This is a genomic window from Nocardia sp. NPDC051052 (assembly GCF_044456045.1).
Taxonomy (GTDB): Bacteria; Actinomycetota; Actinomycetes; order Mycobacteriales; family Mycobacteriaceae; genus Nocardia.
Window position 1 is genome coordinate 82180 of record NZ_JBITFL010000005.1, and the last position, 23748, is coordinate 105927.

Sequence of the window (23748 nt, forward strand, 5' to 3'; positions counted from 1 at the left end):
CCCGTTGACGGCTATTCGGCGAGTGCCGCGCGGCAGAGCGAGTCGGCGCGCCGAGTGGTTTCCGGAAGGCGGTAGTTCGGGGTGAGACCGAGCACCTGGGCGCACGCGGTGTCGAGGTCGACGCGGTGGCCGATCGAGACGAAGACCGGCTTCACGCCCGTCCTGGTGCGCAAAGCGGCACCGACGACCTCGCCGTCGATGGTGATGTCGGTGCGTGCGCCGCGCTCGGGTGCCGGTTCGAGGTAATCGCCAAGGACGGATGTGGCGACGCCGATCGATGGCAGGCCGGTGATAACCCCGAGGTGGCAGGCGAAGCCGAAACGTCGTGGATGGGCCAAACCCTGTGCGTCGCAGACCAGTAGGCCGGGTGCGGCGTCGAGTTGCGCCAATACCCGCATGGTGGTGGGTAATTCGCGGAAGGCGAGCAGGGCGGGCGCAGCCACGTCATCGTCGGTGAGCTACTGGGCTTCCTTGGCCAGCTTGCCGAGCGGCTCGCCGGTGAGGCGGTAGCCGACCCACGCGTCTTGCGCTGCGGCGCCGAGGGATTCGTAGAAATCGATCGACGGCTTGTTCCACGTCAGCACGGCCCAATCGAGCCTGCTGTACCCGTTGTCGACGGCCTCCTTGGCCAGGGTGGCGAGCAGCGCCTTGCCGTAGCCCTTGCCGCGCGTTTGCGGCTTGACGTAGAGGTCCTCCAGGTAGATGCCGTGCACGCCGTTCCAGGTGGAGAAGTTCAGGAACCAGATCGCGCAGCCGACCAGCTCGCCGTCCTCCTCGACCACGTGCGCGAAGACCTTGGGATCCGGACCGAACAGCGCGGTGTCCAATTGCGCTGTGGTGACCGTGCATTCGTCGCTGGCCTTCTCGTATTCGGCGAGGTCGTGCACGAGGCCGACGAGGCCCGGCACGTCGGCGGGGACGGCGCGGCGCAGTTCTGCGGTCACAGTGTTACTCCATCAGCGGTGGGAACCAGGTTGTGCGCCAGGATGGTTCGCACAGCGTGTTCATAGCTCAGCACGGTCAGCGCGCCGGTCGACATGGCGAACCGGCGACCCTCCCGCAGGTCGAACTCGGCCCAGCGGGCGATCAATGCCCGGGAGAAGTGTCCGTGCCCGACGAGCACGATATCCCGTTCGGGCAGTAGCGGTTCCACCGAGGCGAGCACCCGATCGGCCCTGGCCCGCACCGCATCGGCGGACTCGCCCCCCGGCACGGCGCCGGTCCAGATGGTCCAGTCCGGTGCGGTCTCGCGGATCTCCGGGGTGGTCAGGCCCTCGTAGTCGCCGTAATCCCATTCGGCCAGGTCGTCGTCGACGGTGGGGTCGGTGAGTCCGGCCAGCGCCGCGGTCTGCGCCGCACGCTGGCGCGGGCTGACGAACACCAGCGGATCGCGCAGCTTCAACGCGGTCAGCAACGGGCTCGCGGCCCTGGCCTGAGCCTCGCCGTGCTCGGTGAGGGGCAGGTCGGTGCGGCCGGTATGGCGCCGCTGGGTGGACCAGCTGGTCTCACCGTGTCGCAGCAGCACTAGTCGAGCGTCATCGAGTACTGACATGGATCCATCATGGTTCACCCGCCCCGAGCCGTATCGCTCGGCCGGTGTTCCCCCCGGTCAGCTCGGCTGGTCCAGGGTCAGCACGACCAGCGGCAGCGGGCGCTCGACCTTGGACTGGTAGTCGGCGAGCAGCGGATTGTGCGCCAATGCCCAGGCGGCGAACTCGTCGTACTCGGCGCCTTCGAGCGCGTGCGCGGTGCCCTGGTAGGTCTTGTTCCCGAACTCCAGCGTGACCCGCGGGTCGGCCTTCACGTTGTGGTACCAGGCCGGGTATTTGCCTTCGATGAAGGAGCTCACGTAAAGGATCTCGTCGCGGCGCAGCAGGCCGAGCGGGACCACGTGCCGCTTGCCGCTCTTGGCGCCGGTGCTGGTGAGCAAGAGTAGTTCGGCGCCCGCGTAGGCCCCGCCGACCTTGCCGTCGTTCGACCGGAATTCCTCGATGACGCCGCCGTTCCAGTTCGCCATCTGCTGCTCGGAGAACTCCTGGTTCCATGGCGCGTGGGGATCGTCGAAGGAAGTGACCTTCTCGGTCGAATCCGTTGCGGGGCTCTGCGGTTCGTTCATACCCGCAGTCTGCCGCAACCCACCGACAAGTTTCTGGGCTCAGCCGAGGGCGTAGAGGTCGGTCCCGCGCTGTTCGAGGACGGTCGTGCCGAGCACCGCGAGTGAGATGGGCGCGCCGTTGTAGCCGGGGCGGTCCACCGGGATGCGGCCGACCTCGGCGCCGGAGGCGGGATCGAGGGCGGCGATCGCGCCCTGGGTCGGCATGAGCAGCCGGCCCGCCATCATGCTCGGCGAGCCGAGTGCATTGGCGGCGGTCCAGATCGGGTCGAAGGTGCTGCCGTTCAACGCGATAACGCTGTTGCCGGTGAAAACCAGGTAGGCCGAACCGATTCGGGTTGTCGCCGTCTTGTCGCTGAGCGGTGCCGAAAGCTGGTGCACCACAATCGGATTACCGGTCGCGTCGTAGACGGCCAGGCGCGGGGCAGCCGCTTCCACGCCCGCGGTGGCCGGTCCGCCGGGCAGGTAGAGCACGATCCTGCTGTCCGACACCGCGAGTACGCGCGCGTCGGGCGAATCCGAGCCCGCCCCGGTCAAGATGTGCGAGCCGAACTCCTCGGGCACCGTGTTGTCCTTCGGTGCGGGATTCAGCATGGTCAGCCGGTCGGCCGGATCGTCGGGGCAGCGCTCCAGCACGCCGAGCCGGGACGGGCTCGAGCCCGAGGACAGCAGCGTGCAGCCTTTGCGCGGTTGGGTTTTCACGTTCACCGGTGCGTCGACGAACCCGTATTCGATGGTGCGGACCAGGTCCGAGCGCCACATCTCCAACCGCTTCGGCCCCTGTGCGAGCACGTAGGTGCCGTCGACCGACAGCCGCACGGACTCGTCCATGTAGCTGCTGCGTGCGGTGCGCCTGGCGCCGCTGTCGCCGGCCAGCAGGGTGGCCTGGCTGCAGCCGCGCTCGTCGCGGTAGACCGCGACCACGGTGCTGAACTGGCCCTCGACCCCGCAGAGCGGCATGTCGCGCCGGTAGTGCCAGAGGTCCTGGCCGGTGCGTGGGTCGTGGCCGGTGACCGTGCCGTCGGCCGCGGTGACCGCGACGCCCGCCGAGGTCAGCGCCCTGCCGCTGGCGGCATCGGGCGCATGCCACAGCTCACGCAGCGAGGTGGGCAATTGGTCGGCGGCGACCGGAGTCGGTACGGGCGAGCTTGCGGTCACCGACTCGGTGCCGTTCGCATCGCCGCGCACCCACACCACCACCGCCGCGATCACCACGAGTACGGCGATCGCGGCAGCGGAGATGACGTCGGCGCGCGTTCGCCGCTCGGGTGCGAGCACGATTGCGAGAGTAGCGGATCCGGCCGGTCAGACCGAAGCCGTGGCGGGCTCCACCGCGCTACCACTGTCTTCGGACACGGTGTCACCGGCGGGCTTACGGCGACGGCGCCTGCGACGCGCGGGCTGGTCGCCCGACTCCGCGTCACCGATTCCGTTGTCGTCCGCGGCGTCGGCGGTGGCTTCGGCGGCGTTGTCCGTGCCGTTGTCGCCCTCGCCCGCGGGCTTGCGCCGACGGCGCCTGCGACGGGCAGGCTGGTCGCCGTTCTCGTCGGCGGGGGCGTCGTCGGCCGGGTGCGCGCCGTTGCGTGGTGTCGCGTCCTCGGCTCCGTTGGCCGCGGTGCCGTTCCCGTTGGTCTCGGTCTCGTCGATCGGCTGGCCGCGCACGGTGCGCTTGCGGTTGCGCTTGCGCGGGGCCCGCGCGGGGCGCTCCACGACGACCGCGTCCTCGTCGCGCTCCGCCGGCTTGGTCTTGCGGACCGTACCGGTCACGCCATCGGGGATGCCGAGTTCGGCGAACAGGTGCGGCGAGCGCGAGTAGGTCTCCACCGGCTCGGCCATGCCGAGGGCGAGGGCCTTGTCGATACCGGCCCAGCGGCCGAGCTCGTCCCAGTCGATCAGCGTCACCGCGATACCGGTGCGCCCGGCCCGGCCGGTACGCCCGATCCGGTGCACGTAGGTCTTCTCGTCCTCGGGGCACTGGTAGTTGATGACGTGGGTGATGTCGTCGATGTCGATGCCACGCGCCGCGACGTCGGTCGCGACCAGCACGTCGATGCCACCCTTGCGGAACTTGTTGAGCGCCTTCTCGCGGGCGATCTGACCGAGGTCACCGTGCACGGCGCCGACCGAGAAACCGCGCTCGGCGAGATCGTCGGCGACCTTCTGCGCGGTGCGTTTGGTCCTGGTGAAGATCATGGTCGCGCCGCGGCCCTCGGCCTGCAGGATCTTGGCGACCAGCTCGCTCTTGTCCAGCGCGTGCGCGCGGTAGACGAACTGCGCGGTGCGCTCGTGGATGGCCGTTTCGTGCGCTTCCTCGGCCCGGATGTGCGTCGGGCGGCTCAGGAACGTGCGCGCCAGGGTGATGATCGGGCCTGGCATGGTGGCCGAGAACAGCATGGTCTGGCGCTTGTCCGGGACCATGGTCAGGATGCGCTCGATGTCGGGCAGGAAGCCGAGGTCGAGCATCTCGTCGGCCTCGTCCAGCACCAGCACGCCGACCTTGCCGAGGATCAGATGGTTCTGGTTCGCCAGGTCGAGCAGGCGGCCAGGGGTGCCGACGACGACGTCGACGCCGGTGCGCAGCGCCGCGATCTGCGACTCGTAGGGACGGCCACCGTAGATGGAGGCCACCTTCAGCGGGCCCTGGTGGTTGGTCAGGTACTTGCTCGCGTTCTCCAGGTCGGAGGTGACCTGGATGCACAGCTCGCGGGTCGGCACGATGACCAGCGCCCGCGGCGTGCCGTCCAGCGGCGTGGTGCCGGTGTCGGCGGTGGCGATGCGATGCAGCAGCGGCACGCCGAAACCGAAGGTCTTACCCATGCCGGTGCGGGCCTGACCGATGAGATCTTCACCGGCGAGCGCCAACGGAAGAGTAAGTTCCTGAATAGCGAAAGTACGTTCGATGCCGATCTCGTCGAGCGCGCGCACGATTTCGTCGCGAACGCCCAATTCGGCAAATGTGGGTGCGGTATGTGTTGCGTCCAGTTCGGCGGTCAGTAGCGTCTCCGCTACCCCGGGTTCCTGTTCGACAGTGATCTTGCTCAGGTTCGTGCCTTCCTCGTAATCGCGTCCCGCGCGCACGAGGTGGGGCGGACCGGTCGGCCCGCGACGACCACGTCTCCGCCTGTGATACTCACCCGGCCGCGTTCCGGATGTCTTCGGGTGCTGCGGCTAGGCGGCTACCTCGGGAGACATCGGCGCGGCGCACTGGTGATGCGAAGCTGGTGCGCGCACATTTTCCTGGACGACGAAACCTCGGCTCGTAATGCCGATCGGCCGGTCCCGCGGGGCGGTACGCGCACTGATCTGGCAACTCCATCGAGCGAAACTTTTCGTTGTCCGGTGCGATTGTAGCGTGATATTGTGCGCGGCTCGAATTGCCGCCGCCGATTAATCGGGAATCGAACTCCGGTATCGCGCTGCCGTTCATCGACGTACGCTGCGCGACATGGCAATTCATCCCGCGCGGCAAATCTGGAAGACTCTCGAGCCACTACACGACGTGGTCTATTTCGGGGCCGGTGTCAAGGAGGCAGGAGTCGCGATCGGACTGCGCGGTTACTGGCAAACGTACTTCGCATTTCGGGCGGCGCCGCTCGGTGCGGTGACTCCCGCCACAGTGCAGGCGATCTTTGCCGGTTTCCATCCGGAAATGGTGCGCAAAGCACTGCCGGGGGCCTGGTCGCGGGCCACCCCCGAGCAATGCCTTGAGGTCAGGCTCGATCTGTCTACCGCGCTGCTGCGCGGTCTCGGCGCGGGGGAAGCGGAATGTGCCCGCGCGGTTTCACTGCTCGCGCCGGTGCTCGAGCAGGCCGATCCGACCGGCAGGCCGCTCTACGCGGCGAACGCGGCGCTGCCGCTGGCCGCAGATCCGGTGGGCGCGCTCTGGCAGCTGACTACCTCGTTACGTGAGCATCGCGGCGACGGGCACGTGGCCGCGCTGGTGACGCACGGCCTGACCGGGCGGCAGGCGATGGTCATGCAGGCGGCGGCGGGTAAGGCGACGGAATCGGTACTGCGCGGGGCGCGTGGGGTGTCCGACCGGGAGTGGGCGGACGCGTTCGACGAATTGCGAGCCAGGGGAGTGGTCGAGGGGGAGCCGGTCAGCCCGGCGTTGACCGGCAGTGGCGCCGAGTTGCTCGGCCGCGTCGAGGCGAGCACGGACGACGCGGCCTGGAACGGCGCGCTGGCGGTGCTGTCCGCCGACTCCATCACCGAGTTGACGACCTCGCTCGCGCCGCTGGCCGACCGAGTGAACGCGGCCATCGTGCCGTTGGCCAATCCGCTCGCCATGGGCAAGCGATAGCCGCGAAACCGGACTTGCCTGTTACCGCCGGTACCGAGATGTGAGACATTTTCGGGGTGAATATCGCGGACACCGTCACGATCGCCGCCCGCAACGCGTGGGCGTTGACCTTCGGTTCGGGCGTCGAGGCACCCGACCCCACCCCGTCGACGGTGCTGTGGGACGAGCCGCACCGCCAGCTGCGCCGCTTCGAGCATCGCCACGGCGCCGCCGAAACGGCCTCGGCCGCAACGGATTCCGCGGTGCTGCTGGTGCCGCCGCTGGCCGCGCCGGCCAGCTGCTTCGACCTGCGCCCGGACCAGAGCCTGGCCGGTTTCCTGCTGGAGACCGGCCGCGCGCCGTACGTGATCGACTACGGCGACATCACCTTCGGCGATCGGCGGATGGGCTTCGAGGACTGGATCGACGAGATCCTGCCCGAGGCGGTGCTTCGCACCTCCGCCGATCGCGACGGCAGGCCGGTCGATCTGGTCGGCTGGTCGCTGGGCGGCACGCTGGCGTTGCTCACCGCCGCCGCGCATCCCGAGCTGCCGATCCGCTCCATCACCGTGGTCGGCGCCCCGCTGGACTACGACAAGATGACGGGCATCCCGCAGCTGCGCGCGGTCGCCAAGCTCACCGGCGGCATCGGGACCTCGACACTGGTGCGCGCCGCGGGCGGCGTGCCCGCGCCGCTGACCAGAATCGCGTACAAGATCACCTCCTGGGACCGCGAGCTGACCCGCCCGTGGTTCGTCGCCAGCAATATCGCGCGCACCGAGGCGCTGGCCAGGATGGAAACCATCGACCGGTTCATGGCCGAGATGCCCGGCTACCCCGGCCGCTTCTACGGCCAGCTGTGGGGCAGGTTGATCCTGAACAACGACATCGGCCGCGGCGTCGTGCAGCTGGGCAAGCGGCGCATCGAGCTGGCTCAGGTGAGCGCGCCCGTGCTGCTGGTCGGCGGCCCCACCGACGTGATCACCCCGGCCGCCGCCGTCGAGGCGGGCACCAGAACCCTCACCGGCGCGGCCTCGGTGCGCTACGAAACCTCGCCGGGCAGCCACCTCGGCATCCTCACCGGACCCGATGCGCGCAACTCGACATGGGCCTATTTGGACAAGTTCTTGGCGGAGAGCGCGTGAAATCGGACAACTTTCGCTCGCCGACGGCGTGACCGCTGACGAGTACTAGGCTGAGGCTATGGGAGCACAGTCACCTGCCGCGCTGGGTGTTTCGTCGACCGATGCCGACCTCGCCGATCATCCCGGCGTCATAGATCTGTTCGCGGTGCTCGCCTACGGTGAGATCTCCGCGTTCTACCGGCTGGCCGAGGAAGCCAAGCTGTCGCCGACGCTGCGCGGCAAGGTAGCGGTGGCGAAGATGGCCTCCGCCGAGATGGGCCATTTCAACGCGCTGGAGTCGGCGCTGGCCGAGCGCGGCGTCGACATCTTCGACGCGATGGCGCCGTTCGTGCGCGCGCTGGACGCCTATCACGCGTCCACCGACCCCTCCACCTGGCTCGAGTCGATGGTGAAGTTCTACGTCGGCGACGGCATCGCCGCCGACTTCTACACCGAGATCGCCGGCGCGTTGCCCCCCGAGGTCGCCGAGGTGGTCCGCGACGTGCTCGCCGAGACCAGCCACTCCGAATTCGTCGTCGAGGAGGTGCGGCGCGCGGTCGCGACCAGCCGCTCCGAACGCGACCGGCTCACCCTGTGGGGCAGGCGCCTGCTCGGCGAGGCGATCACCCAGGCGCAATACGTGATGGCGCAGCGCGACGAGCTGACCGAACTGGTGCTCGGCGCCGCGGGCGACCTCAACGGCATTGCCGCGCTGTTCGAGCGCATGCAGGCCAGCCACGCCGAGCGCATGGCGCAGCTCGGTATCTAGAACCCTTATTCGTTGACGGCGGCCGGGCGAACCAGCCGCAGGCCGTGGGTCTGCGCCTGGGCCTGGTCGGTGAGCCACACGATGATGCTCTGATCGCGGTCCGCCTCGAGCGTCTCGAACGGGACCTGCACCAGGCCGTGCACCGGGTGATCGATGTGCAGCATGCCGGAGATGCTCGCCCCGACGTGATGCGGCTTCCAGCGGCCCGCGAACTCCGGGTTGCGGCGCAGCGCGTCGATCGTCTCCAGTAGCGTATCGTCGCCCGGCCAGCGCAGCTTGGCCCGCGACAGCGCGGCGGCGAACATATCCGCCGCCTCGGACCAGTTCCGCAGCACCTGCCGCGCGGCCGGATCCCGGAAGGTGTACCAGGCCAGGTTCGGCTGCCCCTCGTTGTCGAGCAGGCCGAGCGGCGCGACGAAGTCCGCCCATGCCGCGTTCCAGCCGAGCACATTGAGCCGGCGGCCGACCACGAACGCGGGGGTCGGCTGCAACGCGCGCAGGATCGACTGAATCGTGTCGGCGACCTTCTCCTCGGCGGATTCGCTACCGGGGCACCGTGATTCGTTGCCGGAGGCGAGCGCGAGCATGCTGAAGTGGTGCCGCTCGTTGCCGCGCAGCAGCAGCGCGTCGGCGAGCGCGTCGACCACCGCCACCGAGGGGTTGGTGTCGCGCCCCTGCTCCAGCCGCGCCAGATAATCGGCACTCACACCGGCGCGCACGGCGACTTCCTCGCGGCGTAACCCCGGCGTCCTGCGCCGCCTGCCCTCCGGCATGCCGACGTCGCCGGGCCGTAGTTCAGCCCGCCGTGCGATGAGGAATTCCGCGAAACCGTTGCGTGCCATGGGGTCCATCGTGCCGTGTCCTAGGAGGCTTAGCCTCGCCCTGTCAGGACCAGGATAACGGCGGTCTGGTTAACGGACCGTGGTCCGGCAAAGGTGGTTGGTATGACAACTTCTTCCGAATCCACCACCACCGCCCAGTCGCTCAAGCCCGGCGCCTGGACCCTGGACACCGCGCACTCGTCGGTGGCCTTCACCGTCCGCCACCTCGGCATCTCCAAGGTGCGCGGCGGATTCACCCGGTTCGAGACCGAATTCGTGGTCGACGAGTCCGGCGCCGCCACCCTCGGCGCGACCATCCACCTCGAGTCGTTCGACACCGGCAACGCCGACCGCGACGCGCACATCCGCACCGCGGACTTCCTGGACGCCGCGAACCGCCCGACGCTCACCTTCCGCGCCACCGAGCCGGTGCAGATCGCGGAGAGCTTCGAGGTCGAGGGCGAGGCCACCATCGGCGGCGTCACCAAGCCGGTCACCCTGGACGTCGAGTGGGGTGGCGTGCAAGAGTTCGGCGCGACCGGCGACCGGCACGCGGGATTCTCCGCCACCGGCACCATCAAGCGCACCGACTTCGGCGTCGGCGGCCTGATGCCCGGCATGCTGAGCGACAAGGTCAACATCGAGCTCGAGATCCAGCTCATCGAGCCGAAGTAAGGTCACGGCACTCCGCAGCCCCGCACAACGATGTGCGGGGCGCCGTTATGTTCGGTGCGGTACCGCTGTTCGCTGAGGGCGCAGGCAGGCGTCTGCCGTCACGGCGTTGCCCTGCACTAGCCTTGGATCGACAGCACAGGACTCTTACGTTCGGAGGTTGGCCGTGGAGGTCAAGATCGGTATTTCGGATAGCCCGCGCGAGCTTTTGATCAACAGCTCGCAGACCCCGGAAGAGGTCGAGGCGCTGGTGTCCGGTGCGCTGAACGGCAGCGGCGGCGTCGTGTCCCTGACCGACGACAAGGGTCGCAAGTTCCTGATCCAGGCCTCGAAGGTCGCCTACGTCGAGATCGGCACCGTCACCAGCGGCCGAGTCGGCTTCGCCACCGTATAAAGACCCACAGCAACGAGCCCCTGCAACTATCGGATGCAGGGGCTCGCGCTTGTTCCAAGCAGTCAGTCGATCGGATGCAGCGGCACGCGGGACAGGCCACCCCAGGCGAGGGAGACGGTCGTATCGATGGCCTCCTCCTTCGGGATGGGCCGGTCGGCCTCCAGCCAGTAGCGCGCGGTGAATTGGCTCGCGCCGACCAGGCCGACCGCGAGGATGCGCGCCCGGTACGGGTCCAAGCCGGAATCGTGCGCGACCACATCGAACACCGCGTCGACACAGGCCTCGGTGGCCTGCTCGACCCGGCGCTGCACCTGCGGCTCGCTGGTCAGGTCGGATTCGAAGACGAGCCGGAAGCCCTGCATCTCGTTGTCGACGAAATCGAAGTAGGCCTGCACGGCGGCGCGCACGCGCTGCCGGTTGTCGGTGGTCGACCGCAGCGCCTGCCGGACGCTGGACACCAGCATGTCCACGTAGTTCTGCAGCACCGCCAGATACAGCTCCAGCTTGCTGGTGAAGTGCTGATATAACACCGGCTTGCTCACTCCGGCGCACTGCGAGATCTCGTCCATGCCCGCGGCGTGATAGCCGCGCTGCACGAAGACTTCGCTGGCCGCCGCGAGTAGTTGCAGACGTCGCTCGTCACGCGGAAGTCGGGTGCCGCGTTTGGCAGGCTCGGACGACGATCTACGAGACGCCATCCGGTCCACGAGGTCAGTCATTTCGGCTCTCCCAGTTGATTCCCCGGCAAGGGGTAAGCACCGGGTATCCCAAGAACGATACTCGGTTGTTGCCCGCCCGCAGACCGGCCCCGGAGAACTGGTGGAACGCGGTGAGAAATGTCGCACCCGCCGGCCGATGTGGCGTGCCCGACGGCGCCGCTTGCGCCCTGTGAGAACCTGGTGTTCGTGACTTTCCGCGCCGACCGACCCGGGGAGCGGCACGCCGATCCGCCGGTTACGTCCGGCGGCGGGCGCGATTCGCGCCGCCGTGCTGGCCCCGGCGCGCCCGGTTCCGTAGGGTCGGAACCCGTGGCAAGGTCAGGCCAAGAGGCAAAGCCCGATTCGCCGCGCCGCGACCGCAACGGCGTCGAGATCTACGATCCGCTCGGCCTATACGGTCAGCAGGATCGTTCGCACCAACCATTGCGCGCCAGTTGGGATCCCACCGCCGTGGCCGAGGGCAGGACCAGGGACCGGCCCGAGCGCAGCGTCAAAAAGCAAAGCGCGCTAGGACGATTCGTCTCCACCTACGGTTGGCGGGCGTATGCGTTGCCGGTGCTGTTCGCGGTCACGGTTTTGGTGGTGGTCGACGCGGTGCGCGGTTCCGACCCGGCGACCACGGTGAGCGGCGTGCCCGGTCTCGGGCACCTGAGTCCCCGCGCCGCGAACAACGGCATCATCGGCGGGCCGAACGGCGACGGCCACTTTCCCACCGACCTGCCGACCGGCGCGCTGCCGGAGGGCGGCAGCTTCGCCGAAACCGGCACGGGCGCTTGGCATACGGTGCCGGGGTCGACCGCCCAGATCGGCACCGGCACCGACTCGGTTTTCCGCTACACCGTCGAAATCGAGGACGGCGTCGACACTTCGGGTTTCGGCGGCGACCAGTCGGTGGCGAAGTTGATCGAGTCCACCCTCGCCAACCCGAAAAGCTGGACGCACGACCAAAAGTTCGCCTTCCGCCGAGTCGACCAGGGCGACACCGACTTCCGTGTCTCGCTCACCTCCCGCGAATCCAGCCGCAAGGCCTGCGGTTTCGAGATTCCGATCGACTCTTCCTGCTACAACGCCGATCTCGGCCGGGTGGTGCTCTCCGAGGTGCGCTGGGTGCGCGGCGCCATCGCGTTCGAGGGCGACATCGGCTCCTACCGGCAGTACCAGATCAACCACGAGGTCGGCCACGCCATCGGCTACCACCAACATCAGCCGTGCGAGACCGACGGCGGCCTCGCGCCGGTGATGATGCAGCAGACCTTCGGCACCAAGAACAACGACATCGCCACCCTCGAACCGGACGGCGTGGTCCCGATGGACGGCAAGCGCTGCCGCTTCAACCCCTGGCCGTACCCCCGCGGTTGACCCGATCCCCGGTGCGCGACGATAGGTCGGGAAGAACGGTCTGGTCGCGGGTGTTGTAAGTCGAGATCGACCCATTCGATTCGAGGAGTCCTGGACGTGTCATCACCTAAGTCCCTGCCGCCGTTGGTCGAGCCTGCCGCGGAGCTGACCAAGGACGAGGTCGCCCGCTACAGCAGGCACCTGATCATTCCCGACCTGGGCGTGGACGGGCAGAAGCGGTTGAAAAACGCCAAGGTGCTGGTGATCGGCGCGGGTGGGCTCGGCTCCCCGGCGCTGCTTTACCTGGCCGCGGCCGGCGTCGGCACCCTCGGCATCGTGGAGTTCGACGAGGTGGACGCCTCGAATCTGCAGCGCCAGATCATCCACGGCGAGTCCGACATCGGCCGCCCGAAGGCGGACAGCGCGCGCGACTCGATCCTCGAGATCAACTCCGGCATCGACGTGCGGCTGCACAAGATCCGGCTGGAGCCGGAGAACGCCGTCGAGCTGTTCGCCGACTACGACCTGATCGTCGACGGCACCGACAACTTCGCCACCCGCTACCTCGTCAACGACGCGGCGGTGCTGGCGGGCAAGCCCTACGTGTGGGGCTCCATCTACCGCTTCGAGGGCCAGGTCTCGGTCTTCTGGGAGGACGCGCCGGACGGTCGTGGCATCAACTACCGCGACCTCTACCCGGAGGCACCGCCGCCGGGCATGGTGCCGTCCTGCGCCGAGGGCGGCGTGCTCGGCGTGCTGTGCGCGTCCATCGGCTCGGTGATGGTGACCGAGGCGATCAAGCTGCTCACCGGCATCGGTGAGCCGCTGCTCGGCCGCCTGATGGTGTACGACGCACTGGACATGAACTACCGGACCATCAAGCTGCGCCGCGACCCGGAGCGGCAGCCGATCACCGAGCTGATCGACTACGAGGCGTTCTGCGGGGTGGTGTCCGAGGGCCAGGCCGCCGCGGCCGGCTCGACGGTCACCGCACGCGAGCTGAAGGATCTGCTCGACGCGGGCAAGGAGATCGAGCTGATCGACGTGCGCGAGCCGGTCGAGTGGGACATCGTGCACATCGAGGGCGCGAAACTCATTCCGAAGGACCGCATCCTGTCCGGCGAGGCACTGTCCGAGCTGCCGCAGAATCGCCCGATCGTGCTGCACTGCAAGACCGGTGTGCGTTCGGCGGAGGCCTTGGCCGCGCTCAAGCGGGCGGGTTTCTCCGACGCCACCCACCTGCAGGGCGGAGTGATCGCCTGGGCCCGGCAGATCGACCCGTCGCTGCCCGTCTACTGATCGACCGAAGGACGCGGTGACCCCGGCCCGAGCGGCCGGGGTTGCGCATCGGCGCGGCGTGCTGTACGGCGTCCACCGCGGCGGTACGGTACGGCCGTGACTTCTGTGGAACCCCCCGAGCACGTGCGTGCCACGTTCGGTCTACGCGAGGTTTCCCCGGTCACCTTGGGCGACTGGGAAGGTGGCTGGCGGTTCGGGGACGTGGTGCTCAGTCCGGTCGCCGATCATGCTCGGGCGGCCTGGTCGGCCAAGGTGCGCGAGGCGCTGAAGGTGGACGGGTTGCGGATCGCCCGCCCGGTGCGCGCGACCGACGGCCGCTATGTGGTTTCCGGCTGGCGGGCGGACACGTTCCTGGAGGGCATTCCGGAACCCAGGCACGACGAGGTGGTTTCGGTGTCGCTGCGCCTGCATCAGGCGACTACGCACCTGGAGCGGCCGCGTTTCCTGGTGCAACCGCCCGTTGCCCCGTGGGTCGACGTGGATGTGTTCGTCGCCGCCGATCGGGCCGCCTGGGAGGCGGTGCCGCTGCGCAGCCTGCGCGCCGGCGGCCCGCTGCCCTCGGCGGATTCGCCCGACGGGCAACGCAGCATGGAGCTCATCGGCCAGCTGGCCACCCTGCGCAAGCCGGTGCAGTCGCCCGCCCAGCTGGTGCACGGCGATCTGTTCGGGACGGTGCTGTTCGCCGGGACTTTCACGCCGGGCCTCACCGACATCACGCCGTACTGGCGGCCCGCGCCGTGGGCGGCCGGGGTGATCGTGGTGGACGCGCTGGCCTGGGGTGGCGCGGACGACGGACTGCTGGAGCGTTGGCGGGACCTGCCGGAGTGGCCGCAGATGTTGTTGCGCGCGGTCATGTTTCGGCTCGCCGTGCATGCGCTGCATCCGCGCTCGACGCCGGAGGCGTTCCCCGGTTTGGCGCGCACGGCGGACATGGTCCGCCTGATGCTGTAGCACGCAAACGCCGGCCGCCGAAAGCCTTGTCGATCAAAGGCTCTCGGCGGCCGACGTGCGTTATCCGTTGTGCCGGTTACACCTTGGCGTAGGCCAGCGACGGCATCCGCTCCACGGCGAACGAGGACCGCAGGTAGAACCACCAGGTGAGCGCGCCCATCAGCAGGAACGCCACCGCGTAGCCCCAGAACGCGGGCGCCATCGTGTGGTAGTGCACGTTGGACAGCCGCAGCGCCTGCTGCAGCAGCCAGCCGCCCGAGGCGCCGACCGCGCCGATCACGCCGATCGCCGCACCGGCCTGCCGCCGCGCCGAGGCGGTGGACTCGGTGATGTCCAGGCCGTGCTCGGCGGCGTACTTCTTGGAGATCGCGCTGAAGATGGTCGGGATCATCCGGTAGGTGGAGCCGTTGCCGATGCCGGTCATCACGAACAGCACCAGGAACGAGATCAGGTACAGCGGAAAGCTTTTCAGCTCAAGCGAGGCCATGATCATGGCGACCGAGACGGCCATGCCGACGAACACCCACAGGGTGATCTTGGCGCCGCCGATCTTGTCGGACACCCAGCCGCCGAACGGACGGCTGAACGACCCGACGAACGCGCCGAGGAAGGCGAGGTTGCCGATGGTGCTGATCCAGCCGATATTGGCCAGGCTCGGGAAGTTGGCCTTGATCAGCGTCGGGAAGGCGAAGGAGAACCCGATGAACGAGCCGAAGGTGCCGACATAGAGCACCGCCATCACCCAGGTGTGCTGATTGGTCAGCGCCAGCCGGTAGGACTTGCCGTCGGACTTGGCCGTCGCGATGCTGTCCATGTAGCGCAGCGCGGCGACGAACGCGACCAGGATGAACGGGACCCATACCAGGATGGACAGCGTGATGCCGAAGCGGTAGCCCGCCGGGTCCTTTGCCATGATGTGCGTGCCGAGCGTGATCAGCAGGGGCAGCACCAGCTGCGTCTGTGCCACACCGAGATTGCCGCCCGCCGCGTTGATGCCGAGCGCCGCGCCCTTCTTGCCCTCGGGGAAGAAGAAGTTGATGTTCGACATCGACGAGGAGAAGTTGCCGCCGCCGACGCCGGCGAGCGCGGCCAGGATCATGAAGACCCACATGGGCGTGCCGGGCTGGTTGATGAAGTACGCCAGGCCGAGCGTGGGAATGAGCAGCATCGCCGCGCTGAACGCGGTGAACGCGCGCCCGCCGAATTTCGGGATGGCGAAGGTGTACGGAATGCGCAGCGCCGCACCGACCAGCGTCGGGGTCGACGACAGCAGCAGCGCGTTGCTCACCGCGGTCGGGTCGCCCTTGCCGAGCCCGGCCAGGAAGCCGAAGCCCGCGGCACCCATGCTGGTGACGACGGTGCCCCAGATGACCCAGATGCTGAAACCGAGGTTCTCGGCGAACACCGACAGCATCAGGTTCTTGCGCGCGGTCCGCGCGCCGCCGGACTCCCAGAACTTCAGGTTGTCCGGCTCCCACTGCGCCAGCCAGCGTCCGCGGGTCTGGTGCTCGAAGGCCGGGGTGTCCGATGGAGCGTCAGTCGCGGTGTCCGACTCGGTGCCGGTTGCGGCTGCGATGGCAGTCATCGGCGTCCTCTCGTTCGCACTCGACCGGCCCTCGTCGCGGCACTGGCGCCGCCGGCGGAGTCGAGTTTGCCTAGCTACGGTCGTTTCACAACGTAGGGGCCGGTTGTTGCGGCACCGTGGCTTCGCGTGACGTTCGAGGCAATTCCGACTCACACCTGGGACGGACGGCAAGTGAGAGTCGCGCACCCGGCGTCCGCTGCGGCGGAAGAGCGCTGACTATCGCACGTCGGGATATTCGGCGATCAGCGTGTTGAGGAAGCAGCGGGCCGCCTCGGCCGCCCGTTGCGGGTCGCCGTCGATCACGGCGTGCACCAGTTCGGCGTGTGCCTCCGGGAAGGAATCGTCGGATTTCAACGTCCTGGCCCGGATCACCTGTTCGATGATCGGCAGCAGCGAGTCGTAGAACTCGAGATAGACGGCGTTGTGGCTGGCCACCACGATGGCGCGGTGTAACTCGACGTCGGACTCGATCGCGGTGGGGTTGTCGTCGTTGTACGCCTTGTCCCGCTCGCTGAGCAGCTGGAGTAGGTTCGCGATATCCGTGTCGTCACGGCGGCGCGCGGCCAGCGCGGCGGCCGTGGTGTCGAGCGCTAGGCGGAGTTCGAGGACGTCCCGTTCTTCGGCGTCGGCGAAGTACTTGCCGAGGGTGCCGCCGAGGTCGGAGGAGGCGATCACATAGGTTCCCGAACCTTGGCGTCGCTCCAACATCCCCGCGTGGACGAGGGCCTGGACGGCCTCGCGCACGGTGTTTCGACCCGTTCCGGTGAGCTCGGTCAGCTCCGGTTCGGTAGGGATGCGAGAGCCGATGGGCCAACGGCTGGAACGAATTTCGGCACGCAGCTGCTCGGTGACCTGGGCGATGAGGCTGGTGCGCCGGACTGGTTGCACTTGCATAGAGTACCGCTCATCACAAATCGTTGCCTCCTATCATCCGGTCATCCTATGATTTCGCAGTGACCGCTACCCTCCAGAAAACCTCGACCGAGCAGGAATCACCGCAGGTCGAGCGGCGTCGGCGCGCGCTGACGGAGGGTCGTCTCCTTGTTCTAGCCGCCATTGTCATGTCCGCGCTCACCCTCCGCGTCGCGGTCACCGCGTTCAGCCCACTGGCCGAGCGCATCGGCAACGACGTGGGCTACGGCACCGCGGTCGTCGGCGTCTTCGGCATGATCCCGACCGCGATGTTCGCGGTGTCCGGCCTGCTGACCCCGGTGCTGGTCCGTCGCCTCGGACTCGAGCGCACCGCGCTGGTCGCCATGCTGATGGCCGGCCTCGGCCAGCTGGTCCGGGTGCTGCTGTCCGGTACCGGTGAACTCCTCGTCTTCTCCGCCCTGGCCCTCGCGGGCATGGGCATCGGCAACGTGGTGATCCCGCCGCTGGTGAAGCGCTACTTCGCCGATCGGCTCGCGGTGGTCAGCTCGCTCTACATCATGATGGTGCAGCTCGGCACCGTGGTGCCCGCGTTCGTCGCGGTCCCGATCGCCGACGCGCACGGCTGGCGGATCTCGCTCGGCCTGTGGTCGGTGCTCGGCTTCGCGGCGGTACTGCCGTGGCTCGGCGTGCTGCGTGACCGGCGCGGCCGCGACGTCCAGGACACCACCGCGCTGCCCACCGACGCGCCGCGGGCCGGGCGGGTCTGGCGTTCGCCGGTCGCCTGGGGCATGGCGGGCATGTTCGGCATGACGTCCTTGATCACCTACGCGCTGTTCACCTGGCTGCCCAAGATCCTCAGCGACGCCGGAGCAAGCGCCGGCTTCGGCGGTTCGATGCTCGGCCTGTTCGCGGTGGTCGGTCTGGCCGCGGCACTCAGCGCGCCAACGGTCGTCACGCGCTTCCGCAATCCGTTCCCCGTCGTGGTCGGCTGCGCGGCCTTCTTCATCGCCGCCTTCGTCGGCCTGCTCGTCGCCCCGATGAGCGTGCCCATCCTGTGGGTGGTGCTGCTCGGCCTTGGCCCGAGCACCTTCCCGATGGCACTGACCCTGATCAACCTGCGCACCAACACCCCCGGCGGGTCCGCCGCCCTCTCCGGCTTCACCCAGGGTGTCGGCTACGCCGTCGCCTGCCTCGGCCCGCTGCTGTTCGGCGTGCTGCACTCGGCCACCGACGGCTGGCTCGCGCCGTTCCTGCTGCTCGGTGTCGCCGTGCTGGTGCTGCTGGCCGGCGCCTGGCTGGCCTGCAAGCCGCGGATGCTCGAAGACACCTGGTGAACTGAGCGCTGTCGGTGCGGTTGTCCGAATCGGATGCCCTCACCGTTCGAGTTGCGGGGCGGTGCGGGGGCGTTCAGGCTGTTCGCAGCACACCTCACCGGCTGACCCTCGCGCGGTCGGCCTCTTGGTGACGCACGGAAACCGTTGCGTCACACCCGCGTAACATTCCGCCGAGCTCACCCGGGTGTTCGGGCCTCCGTGAGCAACCGTTGATGCGCCGGTCATCGCGCGCAGCATGGCGGCAATACCTGTTTCCTACCGTTGGGCCAACCGGATCATTGGAGGCCCTTCTTGAGCACCCCGACGAATCACCCAGTCGCACCTGCCCTGCGCAAGACCGCCGTGGTCGTAGGCCATGGCATGGTCGGGCATCGTTTCGTGGAGGCGCTGCGCTCGCGGGACGAGGTGGGCCAGTGGCAGGTGGTCGTGCTGAGCGAGGAGCGGCTGCCCGCCTACGACCGCGTCGGCCTGTCGGCGTACGTGGGGGCGTGGGACAGCGCCGCGCTGGCGCTGCCCGGCAATGAATACGCGGGTGACGCACTGGTCGAGCTGCGGCTCGGGCAGCGGGCCGAGGCGATCGACCGGGATGCCCGCAAGATCACCACCTCGGCCGGCGACACCATCGCCTACGACGCCCTGGTGCTCGCTACGGGCTCGTACGCGTTCGTTCCCCCGGTTCCGGGCCATGACCGACCGGAATGCTTCGTTTACCGCACCATCGACGATCTGGACGGCATCCGGGCCGCCGCTGAAGCCGCCGGGCCCGGCGCCGTCGGCGTGGTAGTCGGCGGTGGCCTGCTCGGTCTCGAGGCCGCGAACGCCCTTCGGCTGCTCGGACTCACGCCGCACGTGGTCGAGTACAACCAGCGGCTGATGCCCGCCCAGGTGGACGAGGGCGGCGGCGCGATCCTCGAGCGCCTGGTCACCGATCTCGGCCTGCACGTGCACACCGGTGTCGGCACCTCCTCGATCGACCAGGCCGACAACGGCATTCGGGTCAGCCTGTCCGACGACTCGGTGATCGACGCCTCGCTCGTCGTCTTCTCCGCCGGCGTCCGCCCGCGCGACCAGATCGCCCGCGACAGCGGCCTCGAGGTCGGCCCGCGCGGCGGCATCATCACCGATCTCGGTTTACAGACCTCGGATCCGAGCATCTGGGCCATCGGCGAATGCGCCGCGGTCGAGGGCACCTGCTACGGCCTGGTCGCGCCCGGCTACACCACCGCCGAGATCGTCGCGGACCGATTGCTCGGTGGCGCCGGCGAATTCCCCGGTGCGGACATGTCGACCAAACTCAAGCTGCTCGGCGTCGACGTGGCCAGCTTCGGCGACGCGCACGGCACCACCGAGGGCGCGCTGTCGGTGGTGCTGCACGACGCCGCCAAGGGCACCTACGCGAAACTCGTTGTCTCCGATGACGCGCAGATCCTGCTCGGCGGCATCCTGGTGGGTGACGCCACCGCCTACGCCGCGCTGCGCCCCCTGGTCGGGCGGCCGCTGCCCGCCGAGCCCGCCGCGCTGATCTCGCCCGCCGGTGCGGAATTGGGTGCCGACGCGCTGCCCGATGACGCGCAGATCTGCTCCTGCAACAACGTCTCCAAGGGCGCGATCTGCGGTGCCATCGAGGATGGCGCCTGCGATATCGCCGGCCTCAAGAAGTGCACGTCCGCCGGAACCTCCTGCGGCGGTTGCGTTCCGATGCTCAAGAAGCTGCTCGAACAGTCCGGCGTGGAGATGTCGAAGGCGTTGTGTGAGCACTTCGGCCAGTCGCGCGCCGAGCTGTTCCAGATCGTCCAGGTCACCGGCATCCGCACCTTCTCCGCCCTGATCACCAAGTACGGCAAGGGCACCGGCTGCGACATCTGCAAGCCGACCGTCGCCTCCATCCTGGCCTCCACCTCCAGCGAGCACATCCTCGACGGCGAGCAGGCCGCACTGCAGGACACCAACGACCACTTCCTGGCCAACCTGCAGAAGAACGGCACCTACTCGGTGGTGCCCCGGATGCCCGGCGGCGAGGTCACCCCCGATCAGCTCATCACCATCGGCCAAATAGCCAAGGAATTCGACCTTTACGTCAAGGTCACCGGCGGCCAGCGGATCGATCTGTTCGGCGCCAGGGTCGAACAGCTGCCGCAGATCTGGCAGCGCCTCGTCGATGTGGGCATGGAATCCGGTCACGCGTACGGCAAGTCGTTGCGCACCGTGAAGAGCTGCGTCGGCTCCACCTGGTGTCGCTACGGCCAGCAGGACTCGGTCGGCATGGCCGTGCTGCTCGAAAAGCGTTACCGCGGACTGCGTTCCCCACACAAGCTGAAGCTGGCGGTGTCCGGTTGCGCCCGCGAATGCGCCGAGGCGCGCGGTAAAGATGTCGGTGTGATCGCCACCGAAAACGGCTGGAACCTGTATGTCGGTGGCAACGGCGGACTTTCGCCCAAGCACGCGGTGCTGCTCGCCGGTGAGCTGGACGACGAGACACTGATCAAGTACATCGACCGCTACCTGATGTTCTACGTCCGCACCGCCGACCGCCTGCAGCGCACCGCGCCGTGGCAGGAGGCACTCGAAGGCGGCATCGACTACCTGAAGCAGGTCATCTGCGAGGACAGCCTCGGCATCGCCGACGAGCTGGCGGCCTCGATGGACCAGCATGTCGCCGGCTACCGCGACGAGTGGGCGGCGGTGCTGGAAGACGAGGAGAAGCTGTCGCGCTTCGTTTCCTTCGTGAACGCCCCGGATGAGACGGACCCCACAATTTCGTTCGATGAAACCGGAGAACGCAAGGTACCGGTGCTGCTGGGCATGCCGGACGTGTCGGTCGCCACGCACGGGAAATGACGGCTTAACCCCATAGAAACAGGCCGCCTGTACCAATGGGTAAGGCGTTTGGAGGATGACACCCATGACCGTGATCGATACCCCCGGCATCGCCGCAGTTACCGCCACCGGTTGGACCCAGGCGTGCAGGCTCGACTACCTGATTCCCGGCCGCGGCGTCGCAGTGCTGCTGCAGGGCGGCCGCCAGGCCGCCCTGTTCCTGCTGGCCGACGGCATGCTCTACGCCGTGGGCAATATCGACCCGATCGGCCGGGCCGCGGTCATCTCGCGCGGCATCGTCGGTGACCGCGGCGGCGTCCCGGTGGTCGCCTCGCCGTTGCTGAAGCAGGCGTTCTCCCTGGTCGACGGGCGCTGCCTGGACGACGAATCGGCGCTGCTGCCGGTGTACGCGGTCCGCGTAGCCGACGGCATCGTCGCGATCTCCAACGAGCCGGTAATTTCCGGGCTCGCTTCCTCGGACGGGTAAACCGCATGACAACCATCGACGCGGGCCCCTGCCTCGCCGGGTTCACCATCGGCATCACGGCGGCCAGACGAGCCGACGAGTTCGCCACGTTGCTACTGCGGCGCGGCGCCGACATCGTGTCGGCCCCCGCCATCCGGATCATCCCGCTGGCCGACGACACCGAGCTGGAGCGGGTCACCCGCCAGCTCATCCTCGACCCGCCGCGAATCACGGTGGCCACCACCGGTATCGGCTTCCGCGGCTGGATGGAGGCGGCCGAAGGCTGGGGCGTCGCGGAGGACCTGCGCGCGACGCTCGGCGCCACCCGGATGCTGGCGCGCGGCCCAAAGGCCAAGGGCGCCATCCGGGCCGCCGAATTGCGCGAAGAATGGTCACCCGCCTCGGAATCGTCCGCGGAGGTGCTCGATCACCTGCTCGCCGAGGGCGTGGAGGGCGTGCGCATCGCGGTGCAACTGCACGGCGCCACCACCGAGTGGGAGCCGGTACCCGACTTCTGCGAGGTATTGCGTTGCGCCGGCGCGGATGTCGTGCCGGTGCCGGTGTACCGGTGGATGCCGCCGGCGGATCAGGGTCCGATGGACCAGCTGATCGAGGCCATCGTGACGTCCAACCTGGACTGTGTGACGTTCACCAGCGCGCCCGCCGTGGCGTCGATGTTGATGCGCGCCAAGGAAACCGGACTGCTGGAGGGCGTGCTGCACGCGCTGCGCGGGCGGGTGCTCGCGGCCTGCGTCGGCCCGATCACCGCCGCGCCGCTGGAAGAACTCGGGGTGGCCACGTCGATGCCGGGACGTGCTCGGCTCGGTGCACTGGCCAGGCACGTCGCCGAGGAACTGCCGCGGCGGGCCAACCGGATCTACGCCGCGGGACACACGCTCAGCGTGCGTGGCGGCTGCGTGGTGGTCGACGGTGAGGTGCGCCAGCTCGCGCCCGCGCCGATGGCCCTGATGCGGTCGCTGGCCAGGCAGCCCGGCCGGGTCGTGTCCCGGGAGCACCTGCTGGCCGCGCTGCCCGGTGGCGGTGACGACACGCACGCCGTCGAGACCGCGATCGCCAGGCTGCGCGCCGGGCTTGGTGCGCCGAAGGCGATTCAGACCGTGGTCAAGCGCGGCTACCGGCTGGCGCTGGACGCGGCCGAATGCATCGACAACAATCCGCGACCCGAGTTGCTGCCGCAGGTAGGCATGCCGACGCGGTACGTGCAGACCATGGGGCCGTCATGACGGAACCCGCCCTGGTGCTGGTTGCGCACGGCACCAGGAGCACCCGTGGGGTTCAGATGATCGCCGCGCTGGCCGAGGCGGTGGCCAGGGAGCTCGGCGTCGCGGTTTCGGGGCGCGATGCCGAGCTACCCGCGACGTCGGCCCCCGCGGTGCGGACCGCGTTCGTCGATGTGCTCGGTCCGTCGCCCGCCGAGGTGCTGCGCGACCTGCGTGACGCGGCGGGGGAATCCGTTCCCGCAGTGGTGGTTCCGGCCTTTCTCGCGTCTGGTTACCACGTGTATCAAGACGTGCCACGGGAAGTGGCCGAAAGCAACCATCCGGCCGTAGCGGTCACCCCGGCCATGGGTCCGGATCCGGCGTTGGCTCGGATCATGACCATGCGCCTGCGCGCCACGGGTTGGCGGCCGGGCGACGCGGTCGTCTTCGCCGCCGCCGGTTCCTCGGATTCCCGTGCCCGGCACGATGTTCGACGTGCCGCCGCCATGCTCACCGACCACCTCGGTGCACCGGTCCGTCTCGGATATATCGCCACCGGCTCCCCTCGGGTACCGGAAGTGGTTGCCGAACTGCGTGATTCCGGCGCCGAACGGGTGTTCATCGCGTCATATCTGCTGGCGCACGGCCTATTTCAGCAACGCCTGCACGACGCGGGCGCGGACGGTGTCGCCGAGCCGATCGGCGTCCACCCCGCCGTGGTCCGGCTCATCGCCGATCGCTACCGCGCCGCCGCGCGGGATCTGGTGCGTCGTTCGAGCCAGGGGCGCATCGAGACGTCCCGGGCTCGCACCGCGTAGCACGGAATTCGCCCGGGACGTACTCGTCCGCCGGGGGTCTGGTCGAATCCCTCGGCTCTGTCCCGTTGTCTGTGCTGGCAGCGTCTTTTGCACGCGCCGATCATGCTGGAATAACGGTGAGTTCGGGCTCTGATGCCGTAAGTTTGCCCGGGA

23 protein-coding genes are annotated in these 23748 nt (G+C 68.6%); 13 read left to right on the top strand and 10 right to left on the bottom strand.

Going from position 1 to position 23748, the window contains the following annotated elements; translation table 11 throughout:
- Window positions 1-11 precede the first annotated feature (11 nt).
- The 6 genes from ACIBCN_RS17915 to ACIBCN_RS17940 are packed head-to-tail and all read right to left on the bottom strand — an operon-like array spanning window position 12 to window position 5191.
- Complete coding sequence (locus ACIBCN_RS17915) at window positions 12-443, bottom strand: endonuclease V (protein WP_396992670.1); 432 nt, start codon at window positions 441-443, stop codon at window positions 12-14.
- A 15-nt stretch (window positions 444-458) separates the two neighbouring features.
- Window positions 459-944, bottom strand: a complete 486-nt coding sequence (locus ACIBCN_RS17920) for a GNAT family N-acetyltransferase (RefSeq protein ID WP_396992671.1) — start codon at window positions 942-944, stop codon at window positions 459-461.
- Window positions 941-1552 (bottom strand): acid phosphatase, encoded by a 612-nt coding sequence (locus tag ACIBCN_RS17925; protein WP_396992672.1) that lies wholly within the window; start codon window positions 1550-1552, stop codon window positions 941-943. The genes ACIBCN_RS17920 and ACIBCN_RS17925 overlap by 4 nt, the downstream gene beginning before the upstream one ends.
- Window positions 1553-1609: 57 nt before the next feature.
- Complete coding sequence (locus tag ACIBCN_RS17930) at window positions 1610-2116, bottom strand: nitroreductase/quinone reductase family protein (RefSeq protein WP_396992673.1); 507 nt, start codon at window positions 2114-2116, stop codon at window positions 1610-1612.
- 39 nt (window positions 2117-2155) lie between these two features.
- Entirely contained in the window at window positions 2156-3391 is a 1236-nt protein-coding gene (locus ACIBCN_RS17935; RefSeq protein ID WP_396992674.1) for a PQQ-binding-like beta-propeller repeat protein, read from the bottom strand.
- A gap of 27 nt (window positions 3392-3418) precedes the next feature.
- Entirely contained in the window at window positions 3419-5191 is a 1773-nt protein-coding gene (locus ACIBCN_RS17940) for a DEAD/DEAH box helicase (RefSeq protein ID WP_396992675.1), read from the bottom strand.
- A 367-nt stretch (window positions 5192-5558) separates the two neighbouring features.
- Between ACIBCN_RS17940 and ACIBCN_RS17945 the strand changes: the two genes are divergently transcribed.
- The 3 genes from ACIBCN_RS17945 to ACIBCN_RS17955 are packed head-to-tail and all read left to right on the top strand — an operon-like array spanning window position 5559 to window position 8288.
- Window positions 5559-6416, top strand: coding sequence for a hypothetical protein (locus ACIBCN_RS17945; protein WP_396992676.1), 858 nt, complete (start codon window positions 5559-5561; stop codon window positions 6414-6416).
- Between the two features lie 56 nt (window positions 6417-6472).
- Window positions 6473-7540: an alpha/beta fold hydrolase gene (locus tag ACIBCN_RS17950; RefSeq protein WP_396992677.1), complete on the top strand. Its 1068-nt coding sequence runs from the start codon at window positions 6473-6475 to the stop codon at window positions 7538-7540.
- 58 nt (window positions 7541-7598) lie between these two features.
- The gene (locus ACIBCN_RS17955) at window positions 7599-8288 is read left to right on the top strand and encodes a ferritin-like fold-containing protein (RefSeq protein WP_396992678.1); all 690 of its coding nucleotides are present in this window, start codon (window positions 7599-7601) and stop codon (window positions 8286-8288) included.
- A gap of 5 nt (window positions 8289-8293) precedes the next feature.
- Here ACIBCN_RS17955 and ACIBCN_RS17960 read toward each other — a convergent pair whose 3' ends face one another.
- Window positions 8294-9130, bottom strand: coding sequence for a helix-turn-helix transcriptional regulator (locus ACIBCN_RS17960; protein WP_396992679.1), 837 nt, complete (start codon window positions 9128-9130; stop codon window positions 8294-8296).
- Between the two features lie 102 nt (window positions 9131-9232).
- Here ACIBCN_RS17960 and ACIBCN_RS17965 point away from each other — a divergent pair, with 102 nt between their 5' ends.
- Window positions 9233-9784: a YceI family protein gene (locus tag ACIBCN_RS17965; RefSeq protein WP_396992680.1), complete on the top strand. Its 552-nt coding sequence runs from the start codon at window positions 9233-9235 to the stop codon at window positions 9782-9784.
- A 163-nt stretch (window positions 9785-9947) separates the two neighbouring features.
- Entirely contained in the window at window positions 9948-10175 is a 228-nt protein-coding gene (locus ACIBCN_RS17970; protein ID WP_040738278.1) for a DUF3107 domain-containing protein, read from the top strand.
- A 62-nt stretch (window positions 10176-10237) separates the two neighbouring features.
- Here the strand turns inward: ACIBCN_RS17970 and ACIBCN_RS17975 are convergent, their stop codons facing one another.
- Entirely contained in the window at window positions 10238-10894 is a 657-nt protein-coding gene (locus tag ACIBCN_RS17975) for a TetR/AcrR family transcriptional regulator (protein ID WP_150402487.1), read from the bottom strand.
- Window positions 10895-11203: 309 nt separating this feature from the next.
- On the opposite strand from ACIBCN_RS17975, the gene ACIBCN_RS17980 reads away from it, so the two are divergent.
- From ACIBCN_RS17980 to ACIBCN_RS17990, 3 genes are all read left to right on the top strand, one after another.
- A complete protein-coding gene (locus ACIBCN_RS17980) occupies window positions 11204-12253 on the top strand; it encodes a DUF3152 domain-containing protein (protein WP_396992681.1) in 1050 nt (349 codons plus the stop codon).
- A 96-nt stretch (window positions 12254-12349) separates the two neighbouring features.
- On the top strand, window positions 12350-13531 hold the full coding sequence (gene moeZ, locus ACIBCN_RS17985) for an adenylyltransferase/sulfurtransferase MoeZ (protein ID WP_396992682.1): 1182 nt from the start codon (window positions 12350-12352) through the stop codon (window positions 13529-13531).
- A 96-nt stretch (window positions 13532-13627) separates the two neighbouring features.
- On the top strand, window positions 13628-14482 hold the full coding sequence (locus ACIBCN_RS17990) for a TIGR02569 family protein (RefSeq protein WP_396992683.1): 855 nt from the start codon (window positions 13628-13630) through the stop codon (window positions 14480-14482).
- A 76-nt stretch (window positions 14483-14558) separates the two neighbouring features.
- Here the strand turns inward: ACIBCN_RS17990 and ACIBCN_RS17995 are convergent, their stop codons facing one another.
- Window positions 14559-16067, bottom strand: a complete 1509-nt coding sequence (locus ACIBCN_RS17995; protein ID WP_396992684.1) for an MFS transporter — start codon at window positions 16065-16067, stop codon at window positions 14559-14561.
- A 216-nt stretch (window positions 16068-16283) separates the two neighbouring features.
- Window positions 16284-16955, bottom strand: coding sequence for a FadR/GntR family transcriptional regulator (locus ACIBCN_RS18000; RefSeq protein WP_396992685.1), 672 nt, complete (start codon window positions 16953-16955; stop codon window positions 16284-16286).
- A 65-nt stretch (window positions 16956-17020) separates the two neighbouring features.
- Here ACIBCN_RS18000 and ACIBCN_RS18005 point away from each other — a divergent pair, with 65 nt between their 5' ends.
- The 5 genes from ACIBCN_RS18005 (at window position 17021) to ACIBCN_RS18025 (ending at window position 23595) form a co-directional block, all read left to right on the top strand.
- Window positions 17021-18274 carry a CynX/NimT family MFS transporter gene (locus ACIBCN_RS18005; protein WP_396992686.1) on the top strand — a complete coding sequence of 418 codons (1254 nt, stop codon included), beginning with the start codon at window positions 17021-17023 and terminating at the stop codon, window positions 18272-18274.
- A gap of 327 nt (window positions 18275-18601) precedes the next feature.
- Entirely contained in the window at window positions 18602-21112 is a 2511-nt protein-coding gene (gene nirB, locus ACIBCN_RS18010; protein WP_396993301.1) for a nitrite reductase large subunit NirB, read from the top strand.
- Between the two features lie 64 nt (window positions 21113-21176).
- Window positions 21177-21578: a nitrite reductase small subunit NirD gene (gene nirD / locus ACIBCN_RS18015; RefSeq protein WP_396992687.1), complete on the top strand. Its 402-nt coding sequence runs from the start codon at window positions 21177-21179 to the stop codon at window positions 21576-21578.
- 5 nt (window positions 21579-21583) lie between these two features.
- Complete coding sequence (locus ACIBCN_RS18020) at window positions 21584-22801, top strand: uroporphyrinogen-III synthase (protein ID WP_396992688.1); 1218 nt, start codon at window positions 21584-21586, stop codon at window positions 22799-22801.
- Window positions 22798-23595: a sirohydrochlorin chelatase gene (locus tag ACIBCN_RS18025; protein ID WP_396992689.1), complete on the top strand. Its 798-nt coding sequence runs from the start codon at window positions 22798-22800 to the stop codon at window positions 23593-23595. Before ACIBCN_RS18020 ends, ACIBCN_RS18025 begins: the two co-directional genes overlap by 4 nt.
- Window positions 23596-23748: the final 153 nt, after the last annotated feature.

Coding starts and splice junctions, on each gene's coding strand:
- ACIBCN_RS17925 (WP_396992672.1), bottom strand. CDS start 1,552: ATGTCAGTACTCGATGACGCTCGACTAGTGCTGCTGCGACACGGTGAG.
- ACIBCN_RS17930 (WP_396992673.1), bottom strand. CDS start 2,116: ATGAACGAACCGCAGAGCCCCGCAACGGATTCGACCGAGAAGGTCACT.
- ACIBCN_RS17945 (WP_396992676.1), top strand. CDS start 5,559: ATGGCAATTCATCCCGCGCGGCAAATCTGGAAGACTCTCGAGCCACTA.
- ACIBCN_RS17955 (WP_396992678.1), top strand. CDS start 7,599: ATGGGAGCACAGTCACCTGCCGCGCTGGGTGTTTCGTCGACCGATGCC.
- ACIBCN_RS17960 (WP_396992679.1), bottom strand. CDS start 9,130: ATGGCACGCAACGGTTTCGCGGAATTCCTCATCGCACGGCGGGCTGAA.
- ACIBCN_RS17965 (WP_396992680.1), top strand. CDS start 9,233: ATGACAACTTCTTCCGAATCCACCACCACCGCCCAGTCGCTCAAGCCC.
- ACIBCN_RS17975 (WP_150402487.1), bottom strand. CDS start 10,894: ATGACTGACCTCGTGGACCGGATGGCGTCTCGTAGATCGTCGTCCGAG.
- ACIBCN_RS17995 (WP_396992684.1), bottom strand. CDS start 16,067: ATGACTGCCATCGCAGCCGCAACCGGCACCGAGTCGGACACCGCGACT.
- nirD (WP_396992687.1), top strand. CDS start 21,177: ATGACCGTGATCGATACCCCCGGCATCGCCGCAGTTACCGCCACCGGT.
- ACIBCN_RS18020 (WP_396992688.1), top strand. CDS start 21,584: ATGACAACCATCGACGCGGGCCCCTGCCTCGCCGGGTTCACCATCGGC.
- ACIBCN_RS18025 (WP_396992689.1), top strand. CDS start 22,798: ATGACGGAACCCGCCCTGGTGCTGGTTGCGCACGGCACCAGGAGCACC.